This is a genomic window from Bradyrhizobium sp. (genome assembly GCF_030654605.1).
Taxonomy (GTDB): Bacteria; Pseudomonadota; Alphaproteobacteria; order Rhizobiales; family Xanthobacteraceae; genus Bradyrhizobium.
Genome location: NZ_JAURXB010000239.1, coordinates 1 through 17,118, shown reverse-complemented (window position 1 = coordinate 17,118; position 17,118 = coordinate 1). Strand labels below are relative to the sequence as shown.

Below are 17,118 nucleotides of genomic sequence, written 5' to 3'. Positions count from 1 at the left end.
GAGGCGCGTGGGAGGAGGGGAGCAGAAAGACCCAAGGCGTTGGTTTTTATGAAACTTTTTAGCTCGCCCCGGCATTATTGTGATCTGGTGTGGCCCAATTGACCTAGCGACGATATACCCGGTGCGGCTAAGATGGCTGCAAATCGGATATGGCGGTCCGGCCGCCCGTGAGGACCTGATGACCCTGAAATTCCCTGCCGCGACCAAGCTCGCGGCGTTGCTTGCCGCAGCCGCCGTTATCGCAATCAGCTTTGACGTCCCTTCGGCTGATGCCCAGACCAGATACGACCGCAACGGCCGTCCCTATTACGGCGCGCAGGGTCCGAACCGTTCCTACCAGCAGGGCCCGCGCACGCGCGTCTACGTTACCACGCGCTCCTGGCTCGACGCCGGCACCGAAGTGCTGCCCGGCGACCGCAAGTTCCAAGATTACGCCTTCCCGCCGGCGCTCGGCTATCCCTCGTTCGCCCGCGAGAACCTGAACCGCCCGATCGACCGCCACCCGCTGAATCCGCCGTCGGACATGGGCGGCTATCCGCAGCGCTTCCCGCTGTATTGATACATCAACGTCTTCGTCGCAACGACGCGCGTGTCGCCGCCTGAAGCGAGTCTCGGTGGTTCGGCGGCTGACAGTCGGTCCCCTCTCCCGCTTGCGGGGGAGGGTTAGGGAGGGGGCTCTCTCATCCGCGAGGCCGCCTCGACATCGCATTTGCCGCAGCACCCCCACCCCGGCCCTCCCCCGCAAGCGGGAGAGGGGGAAGAACGCGACGTTGATGCAGTTGCGCCTACGCGTGCAGCGCCTGCAACTCTTTCAGGATCGCTTCACCCATCTCAGTCGTATTCACCGCAATGGTGCCCTCCGACTTGATGTCGGCGGTGCGCAGGCCTTTTGCCAGCACCGCGGCGATGGCGGCATCGAGCTTGTCGGCCAGTTCGCCCATGTCGAACGAATAGCGCAGCGCCATTCCGAATGAAGCGATCATCGCGATCGGATTGGCGGCGCCGGTGCCGGCGATGTCAGGCGCCGAGCCGTGCACCGGCTCGAACAGCGAGCGGCGCTTTTTGGTCTTGACGTCGATCTCGCCGAGCGAGGCCGAGGGCAGCATGCCGAGCGAGCCCGTCAGCATCGCCGCGATATCGCTGAGCATGTCGCCGAACAGGTTGTCGGTGACGATGACGTCGAACTGCTTCGGCCATTTGACCAGGTTCATGCCGCCGGAATCGGCCAGTTGATGCTCGAGCTGCACGTCCTTGTATTCGCGCGCATGCACCTGGGTGACCACTTCGTTCCAGAGCACGCCCGACTTCATGACGTTGCGCTTTTCCATCGAGGTCAGCTTGTTGCGGCGTTTTCGCGCCAGATCGAACGCGACGCGGGCGATGCGCTCGATCTCGTAGGTGTCGTACACCTGCGTATCGATGGCGCGCTTCTGGCCGTTGCCGAGATCGGTGATGGTTTTGGGCTCGCCGAAATAGACCCCGCCGGTGAGCTCGCGCACGATCATGATGTCGAGGCCCTCGACCACCTCGCGCTTCAGGCTGGAGGCGTCCGCCAGCGCCGGATAGCACACCGCCGGGCGCAGATTGGCGAACAGCGCGAGATCCTTGCGCAGCCGCAACAACCCGGCCTCGGGCCGCGCGTCATAGGGCACGCTGTCCCACTTCGGACCGCCGACCGCGCCGAAAATCACGGCATCGGCGGCCATCGCCATCGCCATCGTGGCGTCGGTAATGCTCTGCTGGCTGGCGTCGTAGGCCGAGCCGCCGACCAATCCCTGCTCGGTCGAAAAGTGCGCGATGCCCTGCGCATTGAGCCAGTCGATCAGGCGCTTCACCTCGGCCATCACTTCGGGGCCAATGCCGTCGCCGGGGAGAAGCAGCAGTTTATGGGTCGCCATTTGTCGTTCCTCATCCAACTCGTCATGGCCGGCCTTGTGCCGGCCATCCACGTCTTGTTCAGCCAGACAAGAAAGACGTGGATGCCCGGCACAAGGCCGGGCATGACGAAGACTGTGATAACCGCGCGGGAGTGCTAATGCGCTCGGGGCGGATTGGCAAGGCGGCCCGCTTCAGCGACACTTCGCCTCGCGAGCAAGCCCGCCCCAAGACGGACCTCCAAGACGGACCTCATGACCCTAGCCATCCTGTTTGCCTTCGCGTCGGCGGCCTGTCTCGGCGCGGGCGTGGTGACGACGCAGTTCGGGTTGCGCAGCGTCGAGCCGATCTCGGGTGCCGCGATCAGCGTTCCCGCCTTCACGCTGCTGTTCCTGCTGCTGTCGCCGCTGCTGCTGGCCGGCGAGCCCGTGGTCTGGCGCGGGGTGCCGATTTTCGCTGCTATCGGGCTGGTTTTCCCGGCGCTGCTGACCCTCATGACCTTTGCGTCCAACCGCGCGCTGGGGCCCGCGGTCACCTCGACGCTGGGCAATCTCGCACCGCTGTTCGCGGTGGCGCTGGCAATTGTGCTGCTGCAGGAACCGCTGCGGGGCCTGCAGTTCGCAGGCCTGGTGCTCGCGGTGAGCGGTGCTGTGATCATCACCGTGACGCGCCCGCGCGACTTCGGCAGCTGGCGGACCTGGGCGCTGCTGCTGCCGCTCGGCGGCGCGGTGCTGCGCGGCGTCATCCCGCCAATTGCAAAACTCGGGCTCGAGGTCTGGCCCAGCCCGCTGTGGGCCTGCCTGATCGGCTACGTCATGTCGTCGCTGGTCGTGCTCACCGTTCAGCGCGTCCGCCGGGGGAGTTTCGTGGTCGCAGCGCCATGGGCTGGCCGGCTGTGGTTTGCCGTCACAGGGATTCTCAATGGCCTGAGCGCGCTGACGCTGTTTGCCGCCGTGCGCCACGGGCCGGTTACGCTGGTCGCGCCACTGGTGGCGGTCTATCCGCTGGTGACCGTGCTGCTGAGCGCCGTCATGCTGCGTCAGGTGCTGATCACGGCCCGGATCCTCGCCGGAACCGCGCTGACGGTGGCGGGCGTCGCATTGGTGCTGATCGGATAAGGCGCGCGCGACGCGGCGCTCGCCTCCCAACCAAAATATCGAAAACAACCCCATGCACAGATACGGGGGACCGCCGGCATGGGTGCTCTTCCGCGAGCGGCATTGCGAGATTGGCAAGTCACCATTGCCCGCGGCGCGCCTGTGCAAGTACCGCCTGGCCTGCCAGAATGCCTCCGAGCCGGAGTAACCCCTTGCACGCCCCCGACCGCCCATCGACGCCTGCGCATCCCGCGCGGCTGATCCTCATTTTGTCGCTGGCGCCCACCGTCGGTCTCGGCATCGGCCGTTTTGCCTATTCGCTGGTGCTGCCGGACATGCGCGACGCGCTGGTCTGGTCGTATTCGGCCGCGGGTTTCATGAACACCATCAATGCGGCCGGCTATCTGGTCGGTGCGCTGCTGGCCTCGCGCCTGATCCGGCGCTTTGGACTGGCCGCTTCGGTGCGCTGGGGAACGCTGGCCTGCGTGGTCTCGCTGGCGCTGTGCGCCGTCTCCGGCAACTTCGTCGTCTTGAGCTTTGCCCGGCTATTGGCCGGCCTTGGCGCCGCGGCCGGATTCGTCGGCGGCGGTGCCCTGGCGGCGACCATCGCGCAATCGCAGCCCCTGCGGGCCAACTTCCTGCTCAGCCTGTTCTACGCCGGTCCCGGAATCGGCATCCTGGCATCCGGACTGGTGGCGCCGTTCGTGCTGCAGGCGTTCGGGCCGGGATCGTGGTGGATCGTGTGGTGGGCGATGACATTGCTCGCGACCGCCATGACCGTTCCGCTGCTGCTGGCGCCGATCAGCACGACCGCCGGCGTCGCCGATGCGGCGGGTGCCCCCTTCGCGGTCCGGCCGGTGCTGATCTATCTCGCCGGCTACTTCCTGTTCGGCGCCGGCTACATCGCCTACATGACCTTCATGATCGCCTATGTGCGCGACGCCGGTGGCGGCGCGGCGGCGCAGAGCGCGTTCTGGAGCCTGATCGGGCTCAGCGCCTTCGCAACGCCATGGGTATGGCGCCGCGTGCTGGCGCTCGACCGCGGCGGGCTCTCGACCACCATCATTCTCGGCGTCAACGCGATCGGCGCGGCCTTGCCGATCTTCGGGCATTCGCCGCTGCTGCTGGCGATATCGGCGCTGGTGTTCGGCGTCGCGTTCTTTGCCGTGGTGGGATCGACCACCGCTTTCGTGCGCCTCAACTATCCGCCGGCGGCCTGGCCGACCGCGATCGCGGCGATGACCATCGCCTTCGGCATCGGCCAGACCCTCGGGCCGATCGCGGTCGGCGCGGTGACCGACGCCATGGGCAGCCTGTCCTATGCGCTCAACGTCTCGGCGGCAATGCTGGCCATCGGCGCGGTGGCGGCGGCGTTTCAGCCCAGGCTGGCGCGCAAATAATGGAGCAGGCTAAGGTGCTCTCATGAACTCCGCACCGCCCGCCCCGCATTCGACAAACCGCTTTCTCACCGGCCTGCTCGGCGCGCCGATCGCGCAGTCGGCTTCGCCTGACATGCATGAGCGGGCGGCGGCGGCGCTGGACCTGCATTGTCACTATCAGCTGATCGAGGTCGCCAATGCCGGGCGCGAAGAGCTCAGGACGCTGCTCGAGGGCGTCAGGCGGCTGGGTTTTGCGGGCATCAACGTCACCTTTCCCTACAAGGAGGCGGTGCTCGATCTGCTCGACGAGTTGTCGCCGCGGGCTGCGCTGATCGGCGCCGTCAATACCGTCGTCGTCCGCGATAACAGGCTGATCGGCCACAACACCGATGCGACCGGTTTCGCGCGAGCTGTTACCGAACTTGTGACATCTTCCCCGCATGGCGCCGTCGCCGTGATCGGCGCCGGCGGTGTCGGCAAGGCGATTGCCTTTGCGCTGGCCGGGCTCGGCGTCAGCGAATTGCGGATTTTCGACAGCGACCATGAGAAGGCCGCGGCGCTGACAACCCGGCTCGATGGTCAGATAACGGCGCGCATTGCCGAAAGTGTCGAGGAGGCGCTGCGCGGAGTAGTCGGCGTGGTCAACGCTTCTCCGGTCGGGATGTTGCCCAGTGTTGACACGCCGGTGCCCGAAGCCCTCTTGCATGCCGGGCTGTGGGTCGCGGATGCCGTGTATTCACCGCTCTGGACGCCGCTGCTGACCGCGGCCAAAGCCAAAGGCGCCCGCGTGATGACCGGACGCGAACTGGCGATCCATCAAGCCGCCGATGCGTTCGATCTGTTCACGGGGTATGCGCCGTCGATCGCGGAACTCGGCATGGCATTCGACGGCGTGATGGCGAAACGATACGGCGCGAGAAACGGAGAGTAGGCGCTTCGCGATTCTTCTCCCCTCCTCCCACGCGCCCTTGCGCGTGGTGGGGAGGGGAGAAGAGACCGCGCGCGTTCTCTGGTCAGCTCCCGCTGAATGAATTGTATCCCTGATCTTCCCAGAAGCCGCCCTTGTAGTCGTTGGTGACTTCCATCGAGATCACGTATTTCGGATTCTTGAAGCCGAGTTTTGTGGGCACCCGGATCTTCATCGGGAAGCCATAGGCGCGCGGCAAAATCTCGTCGCCGAACTTGAAGGTCATCTGGGTCTGCGGATGCAGCGCGGTGGCCATGTCGAGCGGCGAGTTGTAGCCTTCCGCATCGGCGCACTGGAACCAGCAATATTTGGCGCGGCTGTCGGCACCGATTATTTTGAGGAAATCGCGCAGCGGCGTGCCGGTCCAGCTTCCGATCGCGCTCCAGCCCTCGACGCAGATATGGCGCGTCACCTGCTTGACCTGCGGCAGCTTGTAGAGCTCCTCCAGTGTCCAGGATCTCTTGTTGTCGACGAGGCCGCGGACCTCGAGCTTCCATTCCTTGCCGTCGATGGTGGGGGCGTCGTTCAGCGCGTAATAGGCGTTGAACGGGAACGGCTTTGTAATGGCGCTTTCCGGGAAGGTCGGCGCCAGCGCGTTGGGATTGAAGATGGCGGCCTGCACGCCGTCATTGAATTTCGAAATCTGCTTCAGCATCTCTTCGGCCGAAAAACTGTCGGTCACGTCGCAGCCGGTCAACAGCGTCAGCGCGCCGAGGCTGGCGCCGCCGGCGATGAAACGCCGCCGCGCCAGATCGGGCATCACCCTTGTGGCGTCCCTGACCAGCAATTGCTTGTCGACGCCGGGGATCAGAAGCGAGCGAAGGCGGCCCATGATGTTTCTCCCTAATACCTGATCTCAACGCCCGATGATCATGGCGCGCAGGCTTTTCGGCACCAGCAGCGCCAGCGCGACATGCACCACCAGAAATGCGACGATTGCCGCCATGCAGAAGAAGTGGACGTAGCGCGCGACATCATAACCGCCGAACAGCGCCGTCAGATATTGCAGCTGCACCGGCTTCCAGATCGCCAGGCCCGACAGCACGACGAGGATGCCGACCGCGATGATCCCGGCATAGAGCAGCTTCTGGACATAATTGTATTTCGTCAGGTCGGCATGCGAGAGCTTGCCGGTCAGGGCTGCCCTGGTGTCGGCAATCACGCCCTCCGGCGTGATCGGCAGCAGCTTCTTGCGGAAGCGGCCGGTGGCAAGGCCAAGGGCAAGATAGACGAGGCCGTTGACCATCAGCAGCCACATCGCGGCGAAATGCCAGAGCAGTGCGCCGCCGAGCCAGCCGCCCAGCGTAATCGACTTCGAGAACGTGAAGTCGAACAGCGGCGAGGCATTGTAGATCTGCCAGCCCGACATGATCATCAGCACCATCGCCACCGCGTTGATCCAGTGCACGGTGCGGACCCAGGCTGGCTGGACGACCTTCGTCGATGTGGCGGCGGCAGCGGGCTGTTCGTTGACGGCGAGGCTGGACATGGTGATTCCCTGGCTGTTCCAAGCTTAAGGAGAGGCCGATACAGGCTTATACGCCGGTTACAGGCGGTTCGTTACTGCCAAGGCGCTATCAGATTGATGCCTGGAGCCTATGGCGGTCACAAAAAAGCGAGCCGGGTTGCCCCGGCTCGCTCTTCCGTCGCGCATCCTGTCCGGGGCAGGTCAGGCGCGGACCGTTACGACGCCGGCATCAGAACGGTGTCGACCACGTGGATCACGCCGTTCGACTGATTGACGTTCGAGATCGTCACCATCGAGGCGCCGCCCTTGGCGTCGACGATCCAGACCTTGCCGTCCTTGAGCTTGACCGACAGCTCTTCGCCTTCGACGGTCTTGAGCTTCTTGCCGTCGGTCAGGCTGGCAGCATCCATCTTCCCGGCTATCACGTGATAGGTCAGGATCTTGGTGAGGGTCGCCTTGTTTTCGGGCTTCACCAGGGTATCGACGGTGCCGGCCGGCAGCTTGCCGAACGCCGCATTGGTCGGCGCGACCACGGTGAACGGGCCCTTGCTCTGCAGGGTGTCGACCAGACCGGCGGCCTTCACCGCGGCCACCAGCGTGGTGTGATCCTTGGAGTTGACGGCGTTCTCGACGATGTTCTTCGAGGGGAACATCGCGGCGCCACCGACCATCACGGTCTTCTCGCCGGACATTTCGCTCTTCATCATCTTCTTGTCTTCAGCGCTGGCGGGCGCGATGACAACGGCGGTCAGAGCCAGGGCGCCGAAGGCGGCGGCGGAGAAAAGTGCAATACGCTTGGACATGGAAACGTCTCCCGATGATTGAGGTGACCGGCGGTTCGCCGGCGTTGAAGGGGCAACAACGACGCTTGCCCGGTTGGTCAGACTGCGTCGCCGTTGGGCCGAGTTACGGGAGGGTTTCGGGCGGGTTTCGGAGAATAATTTATCGTGATGTCTGAAACTATTTTCGGCCCCATCCGTGGGGGGGCTTTACGTCGTCCCTGCGAACGCAGGGACCCATACCGCGCGATTTAACGATAAGGCAGCTTGGCTGTCGCCTTTCGGAAAAATGACGCCGGGGGGTATGGGTGCCTGCGTTCGCAGGGACGACGTGGGAGAATTGCTCTAATCCCGGTTGTTCGGCGTCTGAATGAATCCCCGATTATGCGTCGGGCTGATCAGGATTTCGTTGATGCAGACCCGCGGCGGCATCGAGGCGACGAAGGCGATGGTGCGGCCGCAATCCTCGGGCTGCAGCATCTTCGCCTGCTCGGCCTCGCTCGGCACCACCGGCCGCAGCTTCAGGATCGGGGTGGCGACCTCGCCGGGCGACAGGCAGCAGGCCCGCAGGCCGTTGACGCATTCATCCATGTTGAAGGAATGGGTCAGAGCCAGCACCGCATGTTTTGTGGTGGTGTAGGCCGGTCCCGGCATTTTCGAGACGTGACGGCCGGCCCACGACGCCACGTTGATGATGCAGCCGTCCTGCTGCTTGCGCATCGCCGGCAACACCGCGCGCATGCAGTACAGCACGCCGTTGAGATTGATCTCGACCAGTTTGTCCCAGCCCTCCAGTTCCATGTCGGCCCAGCTGCGCTTCGGCACGTTGATGCCGGCGCTGTTGACCAGCAAATCGATGCGGCCGTGTTTGGCGAGGATCTGGTCCGCGGCCCTGGTGACGTCATCCTTGTTGCTGACATCCAGCGCGATGGCCTCGGCCTTGCCGCCTTTTCTCGTGATGTTCGCCACGACGCGGTCGAGCTCTTGCGTTCGGCGGCCGGAAACCACCACAGTCCAGCCATCCGCCGCCAGAAACTCCGCCCCGGACTCGCCGATCCCGCTGCCGCCGCCGGTCACCCAGGCCACGCGTTTCCCGTTATTTGACATGCAAACTGTCTCCGTTGCTTTTTGAAGGGCGTTTTTGCTAATGCAGCGCTCAGACTGACCGGCCATCGCCCCTCAGGGAATGTTGCATGAACACCACCGCCAACGCCAACCTGTTTTCCCGCCTGTTCGACGACCTCGACGATCCCTCACGCCTCGCAATCGAGACGGTCGACGGGCAACACATCAGCTATGGCGATCTCATGGCCCGCGCCGGGCAGATGGCGAATGTGCTGGTGTCCCGCGGCGTCAAATCAGGCGACCGCGTTGCAGCACAAACCGAAAAATCGGTGGCGGCCCTGGTGCTCTATCTCGCGACGGTTCGCGCCGGCGCGGTCTATCTGCCGCTCAACACCGCCTATACGCTGAACGAACTGGAATACTTCATCGGCGACGCCGAGCCGTCGCTGGTGGTGTGCGATCCCTCCAAGGCGGAAGGCATCGGCGCGATCGCGGCAAAAGTCGGCGCCAGGGTCGAGACGCTGGGCGCCGATGGCCAGGGATCCCTGACGCAAGCCGCAGCCTCCGTGAAGGCGGAATTCGAAACTGTCGAGCGCGCCGATGACGATCTCGCCGCGATCCTCTACACTTCAGGCACCACGGGGCGCTCCAAGGGCGCGATGCTGACGCACGACAATCTGGCGTCGAATTCGCTCTCACTGGTCGATTACTGGCGCTTCACCGACAAGGATGTGCTGATCCACGCGCTGCCGATCTATCACACCCACGGCCTGTTCGTGGCCAGCAACGTCACGCTGTTCGCGCGCGCCGCGATGATCTTCTTGCCGAAATTCGATCCGGAACTCATCATCAAGCTGATGGCGCGCGCCACGGTGATGATGGGCGTGCCGACGTTTTACACGCGGCTGCTGCAGAGTCCCGCGCTGACCAGGGAGTCGACCAGGCATATGCGGCTGTTCGTGTCGGGCTCGGCGCCATTGCTCGCAGACACCCACCGCGAATGGGCTGCGCGCACCGGCCACGCCGTGCTGGAGCGCTACGGCATGACCGAGACCAACATGAATACCTCAAACCCCTATGACGGCGATCGCGTGCCCGGGGCGGTCGGCCATGCGCTGCCCGGCGTGTCCGTGCGCGTCACCGATCCCGAAACCGGCAAGCCGCTCGAACCGGAAACCATCGGGATGATCGAGGTCAATGGCCCCAACGTGTTCAAGGGCTACTGGCGGATGCCGGAGAAGACCAAGGCGGAGTTTCGCGACGACGGGTTTTTCATCACCGGCGATCTCGGCAAGATCGACGCCAAGGGCTATGTGCACATCCTCGGCCGCGGCAAGGACCTGGTGATTTCAGGCGGCTTCAACGTCTACCCGAAGGAAATCGAGAGCGAGATCGACGCCATGCCGGGCGTGATCGAATCCGCCGTGATCGGCGTGCCGCACGCCGATTTTGGCGAAGGCGTCACCGCCGTGCTGGTCTGCGACAAGGGCGCTGCGATCGACGAGGCCTCGGTGCTGAAGGCGCTCGACGGCCGGCTGGCAAAGTTCAAGATGCCGAAGCGGGTGATCGTGGTCGAGGAATTGCCCCGCAATGCCATGGGCAAGGTGCAGAAGAATATTCTGCGGGACACCTACGCGAAGATTTACGCGAAGTGATTGTCGTCGCCCCTGCGGACGCAGGCCCATAATCCCGGTCATCTGTGGTGACAAGGGGTCGTCCAACAGCATTCTCGAACGATAAATCGCGCTGTATGGGTTCCTGCGTTCGCAGGAACGACGGGTTGAGGAAGTTGGCGTCTATGTGGCGTCGTCCCCGCCTCGAGTGCTTCACAGCAAACTGATCACGAACCTTCCGCCGACGATGAACAGATAACACCCGAACGCCACCTCCAGCGTGCGCTTCGACACCGCATGCGCGGCCCGGACGCCGAGCGGCGCGGTCAGGAGGCTGGTCGGCATCACAAGCACGGCGCCGATCAGCGAGACGTAGCCGAGCGCGAACGGCAGCTGAAGGGCTGCGACCTCGGGATAGCGCATTGCGGCCGGCCAGCCGGCATAGACGTATCCGAGCGCACCGGGAATCGAGATCAGCACCGCCAGCGCCGAGGAGGTCGCGACCGCCTGCAGCAGCGGCCGGCCATAAAACGTCAGCAGCAGATTGGAGAACAATCCGCCGCCGACTCCCATCAGCGTGGAGAGCAGACCGACGACGAAGCCGTAGAGCTTCATCAGCGGCCCCTTCGGCAGGTCGTCGCCGAGCTTCCAGCCCTCGCGCGCCAGCAGCAGCCGGGTCGCGGCCGACCATGCCACCATCACGAACACGATCTTGAACAGCCGCTCCGGTGCGTAGCGTGCGGTCACGCTGCCGGCGATCACGCCTGACAGCACCGGCAGCCACCACGCCCGCAGGATCTCCAGATCCACCGTGCCCCGGACATGGTGGGCACGCCAGGCGCGGATCGAGGTTGGAATGATGATGGCGAGCGATGTCCCGATGCACAGCGGCATCCGCACCTCGAGCGGGACGCCGGCCAGCCGGAAGCATTCGTAGAATACCGGGACCAGGATAGCGCCGCCGCCGATCCCGAACAGGCCGGCGAGGAAGCCCGACAGCGCCCCCACCGCCACCAGCAGGAGCGCCAGTTCGGCAAGCTCCGCGACACCAAGCCCGCCGATTGCCATCTCTGGTTCCTTCGTCTCGCGGCCAGCCTTGCAGTTCCAGACTTGGCGCGTTCATGAATCGTGCTTCAGGTATACCAGCCACCAGCAGCCGCCGACCTTGTCAACGGCCACGATTGCAGGGCACATCCATAGATGTGAATCGCGGTTCGCAATTGCCGATTTTCGTCGTTGCGCTGATTGTTTCGAGTTCGTAAATAGAATTTGTCTATCGCGATCCACAAAGGGCTCTTGCAGCCCGCCAACCCATCAAAGCCGCCGATGACCGCCAGGATCGAACGACCGCTTTCGCCCCATTTGCAGACCTACCGCTGGACCCTGACGATGGCGCTGTCCATCGTGCATCGCGCCACCGGCGTGGCGCTGTATTTCGGTACCCTGCTGCTGGCGTGGTGGCTGATTGCGGCGGCCTCCGGCCCCGGCGCCTACGCCAACGTGCAGGCCTTTACCGGCAGCATCATCGGCAAGCTGATCGTGTTCGGCTACACGTGGGCGCTGATGCATCATCTGCTCTCCGGCCTGCGGCATCTGGTCTGGGACCTCGGCTACGGCTTCAAGGCCAGCGAGCGTGAGGCCATGACCTGGGGCGCGCTGATCGGCGGCGTTTCGCTGACCGTGCTGGTCTGGATCGCCGCCTATGCGATCGGAGGCGGACGATGAACGCGCCCAAATCTCCTTCGATGCGCACGCCGCTGGCGCGCGTCCGCAGCCTCGGCTCCTCGCATTCCGGTACTTCCGATTTCTGGCGGCAGCGCGTTACCGCTGTCGCGATGACCGTGCTGATCGTGCCCGTCATCGTGGTGGTCTTGATGCTGATCGGCAGCAACCAGGCGGGCGCCAAGCAAATCTTCAGCTCGCTGCCCATCGCGATCATCATGCTGCTCTTCATCGTCGCCAGTGCCTGGCACATGAAGATCGGCATGCAGGTCGTGATCGAAGACTACGTGCACAATGAAAAGATCAAGCTCGCCAGCGTGATGGCCAACAATTTCTTCTGTATCGCGGTGGCGCTCGCCTCCATTTACGCGATCCTCAAAATGTCATCGGGAGTGTAGCCCATGGCTTCCAGAGATTCGGCTGCTGAAGGTAACGGCCCCGCCACCAACGGAAAAGCCTATCCGATCGAAGACCACACCTACGACGTCGTCGTGGTCGGCGCCGGCGGCGCCGGTCTGCGCGCCGTGGTCGGCTGCGGCGAGGCCGGCCTGCGCACCGCCTGCATCACCAAGGTATTTCCGACCCGTTCGCACACGGTGGCCGCCCAGGGCGGCATTTCTGCAGCGCTCGGCAACATGCACAAGGACGACTGGCGCTGGCACATGTACGACACCGTCAAGGGATCGGACTGGCTCGGCGATCAGGATTCGATCGAATACATGGTGCGCCAGGCGCCGGAGGCGGTCTACGAGCTCGAGCACTGGGGCGTGCCGTTCTCGCGCACCCAGGACGGCAAGATCTATCAGCGGCCGTTCGGCGGCATGACGCTGGACTACGGCAAGGGCCAGGCCCAGCGCACCTGCGCCGCCGCCGACCGCACCGGTCACGCCATGCTGCACACCATGTACGGCCAGGCGCTGCGCCACGCCGCGGAATTCTACATCGAGTTCTTCGCCATCGACCTGATCATGGACGACCAGGGCACCTGCCGCGGCGTGATCGCGCTCAAGCTCGACGACGGCACGCTGCATCGCTTTCGCGCGCAGACGACCATCCTCGCCACCGGCGGCTATGGGCGGATCTATCATTCCTGCACCGGCGCTCACACCCAGACCGGCGACGGCAGCGCGATGGCGCTGCGCGCAGGACTGCCGCTGCAGGACATGGAGTTCGTCCAGTTCCACCCGACCGGAATCTACGGCGCCGGCTGCCTCGTCACCGAAGGCGCGCGCGGCGAGGGCGGTTATCTCGTCAATTCCGAGGGCGAGCGCTTCATGGAGCGCTATGCGCCGTCCGCCAAGGATCTGGCGTCGCGCGACGTGGTCTCGCGCGCGATGACCATCGAGATCCGCGAAGGCCGCGGCGTCGGCAAGAAGAAGGATCACATCTACCTGCACCTCGATCATCTCGATCCCAAGGTGCTGCAGGAACGCCTCCCGGGCATTTCCGAATCGGCGAAAATCTTCGCCAATGTCGACGTCACCCGCGAGCCGATCCCGATCGTGCCGACCGCGCACTACAACATGGGCGGCATTCCCACCAACTTCCACGGCGAAGCGCTGACCAAGAAGAACGGCGACGACAATTTCGTGGTGCCGGGCCTGATGGCTGTCGGCGAAGCGGCCTGCGTCTCGGTGCACGGCGCCAACCGTCTCGGCTCCAACTCGTTGATCGATCTCGTGGTGTTCGGCCGCGCCGCGGCGCTGCGCTGCGCGGAAAAACTGACACCGAACGGCAAGCAGCCGGATTTGCCGGCGGACTCCGCCGACAAGGCGCTCGGCCGGCTCGATCGTTACCGCTATGCCTCCGGCGGTACGCTGACGGCGAAGCTGCGCGACAGCATGCAGCACGTGATGCAGAACAATTGCGCGGTGTTCCGCACCGGCGAGGTGCTGAACGAAGGGCACAATCTGATTCACAAGGTGCACGGCGGCATCAGCGACATCTCGGTGACCGACCGTTCGCTGACCTGGAATTCCGATCTGATCGAGACGCTGGAATTCGATAATCTGATCGTGCAGGCGGTGGTGACGATGGACTCGGCGGTGAACCGCACCGAGAGCCGCGGCGCCCATGCGCGCGAGGATTTTCCGGACCGCGACGACAAGAACTGGATGAAGCACACGCTGGCCTGGATCGACGATGGCGGCAAGACGTCAGTCGATTATCGCCCGGTGCACGATTACACGATGACGAACGACGTGCAGTACATCCCGCCGAAGGCGCGGGTGTATTGATATCGACAGCGAAGGCTTGAAAGATGGTTGAATTCGCGCTTCCGAAAAACTCGAAGATCACCGGCGGCAAGACCTGGCCGAAGCCTGTGGGCGCGACCGAGACGCGCGAGTTCAAGGTCTATCGCTGGAATCCGGACGACGGCAAGAATCCCGGCATCGACACCTATCATATCGACATCAATGATTGCGGCCCGATGGTGCTCGACGGCCTGATCTGGATCAAGAACCACATCGATCCGACGCTGACCTTCCGCCGCTCCTGCCGCGAAGGCGTCTGCGGCTCCTGCGCCATGAACATCGACGGCCAGAACACGCTGGCCTGCACCAAGTCGATGCACGACGTGAAGGACGGCGCGGTCAAGGTCAATCCGCTGCCGCACCAGCCCGTGGTCAAGGACCTGGTGCCGGATCTCACGAACTTCTACGCGCAATACGCCTCGATCGAGCCTTGGCTGAAGACCACCACGCCGACTCCGCAGAAGGAATGGCGGCAGAGCCACGAGGACCGCGAAAAGCTCGACGGCCTCTACGAATGCATTCTGTGCGCCTGCTGCTCGACCTCATGCCCGAGCTACTGGTGGAACAGCGATCGCTATCTCGGCCCGGCCGCATTGCTGCAGGCGAACCGATGGGTCAAGGACAGCCGCGACGAAGCCACCGGCGAACGGCTCGACAATCTCGAGGATCCGTTCCGGCTCTACCGCTGCCACACCATCATGAACTGCGCCAAGGCCTGTCCGAAGGGCCTCAATCCCGCCGAGGCGATCGCCGAGCTCAAGCTGAAGCTGGTCGAGCGGCAGATCTGAACCGGGCGGCGTCAAACCCGTCGTCGTTGGAGTCGTAGTCGAACTCGGCTATGCATGCACCGTTTGCACCGACTTCGAGGAAACCCGTTTGAAACCCGACAACGACCCCGTTCCCGCGCCGTTCGGCGCGTTCACGCCGAATGCCGCGCAGGCCGCGATCATCTCGCTGGCGCAGCGCTCCCGGCTGAAGCGCGGCGCGTTCCGCCCGATGCTGTCGCGGCTGGTTAACTTGCTGCGCGCCGGCCCGCTCGACGTATCGTATCAGGGCGCGTCGTTCCGGTTCTACCATCAGGCCAGCGCCACCGAGCGCGGCGCGCTGTTCAATCCCGACTACAATCTCGAAGAGCTGGACTTTCTGCGCGCCCACACCCCCGCAGGCGGCGTGTTCGTCGATGTCGGCGCCAATGTCGGCACCTATGCGCTGGCGCTGGCGCGGCACGTTGGCCCCAATGGCAAGGTGATTGTGATCGAGCCGCATCCGGTGACGCATGCGCGGCTGAAATTCAACTGCGAAGCATCCGGCGCCATCCAGGTGAAGCTGGTGGCCGCAGCCGCGGGACCTGCGGACGGCGAGTTGCTGATCGAGACCGACGGCGACAATCTCGGCGCCAGCCACATCGTGACCGGCCGGCCCGCCGGCAATGCCTTCAAGGTGCCGGCGCTGCGGCTGCAGCGCATCCTCGATCAGGCCGGCGTGTCGCGGGTCGACGCCCTGAAGATCGACGTCGAGGGTTTTGAGGACCGCGTGCTGACCGGCTTTTTCGCGGAGGCGCCGCCGTCGCTGTGGCCGCGCGCGGTCGTGATCGAGCATCTGTCGCGCAACGAATGGCTGGCGGACTGCATTGCCGACATGCGCGCGCGCGGCTACGCCGAAACCGGCAAGACCCGCAGCAACACGCTGTTGGTGAAACCATAGCGCCACCCGAACCGCAGGAGATTTTGATGATCGACCACATCGGTTTTCCGGTTTCCGACTATCCGCGCGCCAGGGCTTTCTATCTCGAGGCGCTGGCGCCGCTCGGCTACGGCCTCGTGATGGAAGTGACGCAGGAGCAAAACGACGGTACGGTCGCGGCCGGATTCGGCGCCAACGGCAAACCGGATTTCTGGATCGGCGGCGAAGGCGGATTGAACAAGCCATTGCATGTCGCGATATCAGCCAAAGACCGCGCCACGGTCGACGCCTTCTACCAGGCGGCGATGGCGGCGGGCGGTCGCGATAATGGCGCGCCCGGCATCCGCGCCCACTACCATCCCAATTATTACGGCGCCTTCGTGCTCGATCCCGATGGCCACAACATCGAAGCGGTGTGCCACGCGCCTGAGTGACGGTTCCAGTTCGGCGGAACATCGCGGGATCGCCGCCGTTGTCGCTCCAGCACAGGGAGCTACGACATGGCCAACGACAATAGCGCCCACGACACGGACAGCGCCAGGGTGGCGATGTAAATGGGAATCGATCCGCTGGAGAATCCGCCGATCAAGCCCGGACAACCGACCGAGCCGCCGCAGGAAAGCCCGCCGGGAAATCCGCAGCCCGATGTGCCGCCGCCGATGCGCGAGCCCGGCGCACCGGCGCGCCCCGAAGAGTTGCCCGGACAAACGCCCGAGGAGTTGCCGGTGCGGGGACCACCGGGTCCGACCGCGCCTAACCCCGCGACGGCTGATTTGCCGGGCTCTCAGACAAATCTCAATCCGGGTATATCGGGTTTGCCACAGGGAACGATGTAACTCCCGTTGCGTTCACAACCAGCGTCTGAATGCGCAATGAATAATTGCGCCTTCAGGCGCTTGTTGCGTTGAAATAAAAGAAGCTTCGCCATTGCAGGCCGCCACAATCCGGCCCAACGCTTATTCGTTGATTGCGCATCTTGTTTCCATTCCCCGGGGTTCAAACCATATGACACACCTACGCCTCGTGCTGCTCGCCACGACAGCGCTTACGGCAATGCAATTCGCTGCACCTTCATCGTACGCGCAAACCGCCCCGATCGTGGTGGCGCAGGCGGACAAGGATGTTGGTCCGGATGGAAAACCCAAGCCGAAGCCGGCACCGCCCGCTGCTGCTCCACGTCCCGCCGCGCCGCCGCCCGCCGCTGCGCCGCCCGCC

Annotated in this window: 17 protein-coding genes and 1 pseudogene; 12 read left to right on the top strand and 6 right to left on the bottom strand. The window is 64.3% G+C overall.

Going from position 1 to position 17,118, the window contains the following annotated elements:
* The first annotated feature begins 178 nt into the window (after positions 1–178).
* Entirely contained in the window at positions 179–559 is a 381-nt protein-coding gene (locus tag Q7U29_RS21565) for a hypothetical protein (protein WP_304744608.1), read from the top strand.
* A 226-nt stretch (positions 560–785) separates the two neighbouring features.
* Here Q7U29_RS21565 and leuB read toward each other — a convergent pair whose 3' ends face one another.
* On the bottom strand, positions 786–1,898 hold the full coding sequence (gene leuB, locus Q7U29_RS21560; RefSeq protein WP_304744606.1) for a 3-isopropylmalate dehydrogenase: 1,113 nt from the start codon (positions 1,896–1,898) through the stop codon (positions 786–788).
* Positions 1,899–2,129: 231 nt separating this feature from the next.
* Here leuB and Q7U29_RS21555 point away from each other — a divergent pair, with 231 nt between their 5' ends.
* The 3 genes from Q7U29_RS21555 to Q7U29_RS21545 all read left to right on the top strand — a co-directional run bounded on the left by Q7U29_RS21555 (position 2,130) and on the right by Q7U29_RS21545 (position 5,282).
* Positions 2,130–2,993 carry a DMT family transporter gene (locus Q7U29_RS21555; protein ID WP_304744604.1) on the top strand — a complete coding sequence of 288 codons (864 nt, stop codon included), beginning with the start codon at positions 2,130–2,132 and terminating at the stop codon, positions 2,991–2,993.
* A gap of 191 nt (positions 2,994–3,184) precedes the next feature.
* The gene (locus Q7U29_RS21550) at positions 3,185–4,372 is read left to right on the top strand and encodes a YbfB/YjiJ family MFS transporter (RefSeq protein ID WP_304744603.1); all 1,188 of its coding nucleotides are present in this window, start codon (positions 3,185–3,187) and stop codon (positions 4,370–4,372) included.
* A 22-nt stretch (positions 4,373–4,394) separates the two neighbouring features.
* Positions 4,395–5,282 carry a shikimate dehydrogenase gene (locus Q7U29_RS21545; RefSeq protein WP_304744601.1) on the top strand — a complete coding sequence of 296 codons (888 nt, stop codon included), beginning with the start codon at positions 4,395–4,397 and terminating at the stop codon, positions 5,280–5,282.
* 82 nt (positions 5,283–5,364) lie between these two features.
* Here the strand turns inward: Q7U29_RS21545 and Q7U29_RS21540 are convergent, their stop codons facing one another.
* The 4 genes from Q7U29_RS21540 to Q7U29_RS21525 form a co-directional block, all read right to left on the bottom strand.
* Positions 5,365–6,150 carry a molybdopterin-dependent oxidoreductase gene (locus tag Q7U29_RS21540; protein WP_304744599.1) on the bottom strand — a complete coding sequence of 262 codons (786 nt, stop codon included), beginning with the start codon at positions 6,148–6,150 and terminating at the stop codon, positions 5,365–5,367.
* Between the two features lie 24 nt (positions 6,151–6,174).
* Positions 6,175–6,807 carry a cytochrome b/b6 domain-containing protein gene (locus tag Q7U29_RS21535; protein ID WP_304744597.1) on the bottom strand — a complete coding sequence of 211 codons (633 nt, stop codon included), beginning with the start codon at positions 6,805–6,807 and terminating at the stop codon, positions 6,175–6,177.
* A gap of 194 nt (positions 6,808–7,001) precedes the next feature.
* Positions 7,002–7,589 carry a fasciclin domain-containing protein gene (locus Q7U29_RS21530; protein ID WP_304744596.1) on the bottom strand — a complete coding sequence of 196 codons (588 nt, stop codon included), beginning with the start codon at positions 7,587–7,589 and terminating at the stop codon, positions 7,002–7,004.
* A 321-nt stretch (positions 7,590–7,910) separates the two neighbouring features.
* Entirely contained in the window at positions 7,911–8,672 is a 762-nt protein-coding gene (locus Q7U29_RS21525; protein ID WP_304744594.1) for an SDR family oxidoreductase, read from the bottom strand.
* 86 nt (positions 8,673–8,758) lie between these two features.
* Here Q7U29_RS21525 and Q7U29_RS21520 point away from each other — a divergent pair, with 86 nt between their 5' ends.
* The gene (locus Q7U29_RS21520; RefSeq protein ID WP_304744592.1) at positions 8,759–10,285 is read left to right on the top strand and encodes a malonyl-CoA synthase; all 1,527 of its coding nucleotides are present in this window, start codon (positions 8,759–8,761) and stop codon (positions 10,283–10,285) included.
* A 171-nt stretch (positions 10,286–10,456) separates the two neighbouring features.
* Here the strand turns inward: Q7U29_RS21520 and Q7U29_RS21515 are convergent, their stop codons facing one another.
* On the bottom strand, positions 10,457–11,311 hold the full coding sequence (locus Q7U29_RS21515; protein WP_304744590.1) for a sulfite exporter TauE/SafE family protein: 855 nt from the start codon (positions 11,309–11,311) through the stop codon (positions 10,457–10,459).
* Between the two features lie 258 nt (positions 11,312–11,569).
* Here Q7U29_RS21515 and sdhC point away from each other — a divergent pair, with 258 nt between their 5' ends.
* The 7 genes and pseudogenes from sdhC to Q7U29_RS21475 all read left to right on the top strand — a co-directional run.
* Positions 11,570–11,968: a succinate dehydrogenase, cytochrome b556 subunit gene (gene sdhC, locus Q7U29_RS21510; RefSeq protein WP_304744588.1), complete on the top strand. Its 399-nt coding sequence runs from the start codon at positions 11,570–11,572 to the stop codon at positions 11,966–11,968.
* Positions 11,969–11,988: 20 nt separating this feature from the next.
* Positions 11,989–12,363 (top strand): succinate dehydrogenase, hydrophobic membrane anchor protein, encoded by a 375-nt coding sequence (sdhD, locus tag Q7U29_RS21505; RefSeq protein WP_370691808.1) that lies wholly within the window; start codon positions 11,989–11,991, stop codon positions 12,361–12,363.
* 3 nt (positions 12,364–12,366) lie between these two features.
* The gene (gene sdhA, locus Q7U29_RS21500; RefSeq protein WP_304744584.1) at positions 12,367–14,202 is read left to right on the top strand and encodes a succinate dehydrogenase flavoprotein subunit; all 1,836 of its coding nucleotides are present in this window, start codon (positions 12,367–12,369) and stop codon (positions 14,200–14,202) included.
* A gap of 23 nt (positions 14,203–14,225) precedes the next feature.
* Positions 14,226–15,008 (top strand): succinate dehydrogenase iron-sulfur subunit, encoded by a 783-nt coding sequence (locus tag Q7U29_RS21495; RefSeq protein WP_304744582.1) that lies wholly within the window; start codon positions 14,226–14,228, stop codon positions 15,006–15,008.
* Positions 15,009–15,096: 88 nt separating this feature from the next.
* Positions 15,097–15,924: an FkbM family methyltransferase gene (locus tag Q7U29_RS21490; RefSeq protein ID WP_304744580.1), complete on the top strand. Its 828-nt coding sequence runs from the start codon at positions 15,097–15,099 to the stop codon at positions 15,922–15,924.
* Positions 15,925–15,950: 26 nt separating this feature from the next.
* A complete protein-coding gene (locus Q7U29_RS21485; protein WP_304744578.1) occupies positions 15,951–16,337 on the top strand; it encodes a VOC family protein in 387 nt (128 codons plus the stop codon).
* Between the two features lie 493 nt (positions 16,338–16,830).
* Positions 16,831–17,118 (top strand): annotated as a pseudogene (locus Q7U29_RS21475) (OmpA family protein); the annotation flags it as partial.

What these genes read in the sequence shown, in the direction of transcription:
- Q7U29_RS21565 (WP_304744608.1), top strand. Translation starts at nt 179, where the DNA reads ATGACCCTGAAATTCCCTGCCGCGACCAAGCTCGCGGCGTTGCTTGCC.
- leuB (WP_304744606.1), bottom strand. Translation starts at nt 1,898, where the DNA reads ATGGCGACCCATAAACTGCTGCTTCTCCCCGGCGACGGCATTGGCCCC.
- Q7U29_RS21555 (WP_304744604.1), top strand. Translation starts at nt 2,130, where the DNA reads ATGACCCTAGCCATCCTGTTTGCCTTCGCGTCGGCGGCCTGTCTCGGC.
- Q7U29_RS21545 (WP_304744601.1), top strand. Translation starts at nt 4,395, where the DNA reads ATGAACTCCGCACCGCCCGCCCCGCATTCGACAAACCGCTTTCTCACC.
- Q7U29_RS21540 (WP_304744599.1), bottom strand. Translation starts at nt 6,150, where the DNA reads ATGGGCCGCCTTCGCTCGCTTCTGATCCCCGGCGTCGACAAGCAATTG.
- Q7U29_RS21535 (WP_304744597.1), bottom strand. Translation starts at nt 6,807, where the DNA reads ATGTCCAGCCTCGCCGTCAACGAACAGCCCGCTGCCGCCGCCACATCG.
- Q7U29_RS21530 (WP_304744596.1), bottom strand. Translation starts at nt 7,589, where the DNA reads ATGTCCAAGCGTATTGCACTTTTCTCCGCCGCCGCCTTCGGCGCCCTG.
- Q7U29_RS21525 (WP_304744594.1), bottom strand. Translation starts at nt 8,672, where the DNA reads ATGTCAAATAACGGGAAACGCGTGGCCTGGGTGACCGGCGGCGGCAGC.
- Q7U29_RS21520 (WP_304744592.1), top strand. Translation starts at nt 8,759, where the DNA reads ATGAACACCACCGCCAACGCCAACCTGTTTTCCCGCCTGTTCGACGAC.
- Q7U29_RS21515 (WP_304744590.1), bottom strand. Translation starts at nt 11,311, where the DNA reads ATGGCAATCGGCGGGCTTGGTGTCGCGGAGCTTGCCGAACTGGCGCTC.
- sdhC (WP_304744588.1), top strand. Translation starts at nt 11,570, where the DNA reads ATGACCGCCAGGATCGAACGACCGCTTTCGCCCCATTTGCAGACCTAC.
- sdhD (WP_370691808.1), top strand. Translation starts at nt 11,989, where the DNA reads ATGCGCACGCCGCTGGCGCGCGTCCGCAGCCTCGGCTCCTCGCATTCC.
- sdhA (WP_304744584.1), top strand. Translation starts at nt 12,367, where the DNA reads ATGGCTTCCAGAGATTCGGCTGCTGAAGGTAACGGCCCCGCCACCAAC.
- Q7U29_RS21495 (WP_304744582.1), top strand. Translation starts at nt 14,226, where the DNA reads ATGGTTGAATTCGCGCTTCCGAAAAACTCGAAGATCACCGGCGGCAAG.
- Q7U29_RS21485 (WP_304744578.1), top strand. Translation starts at nt 15,951, where the DNA reads ATGATCGACCACATCGGTTTTCCGGTTTCCGACTATCCGCGCGCCAGG.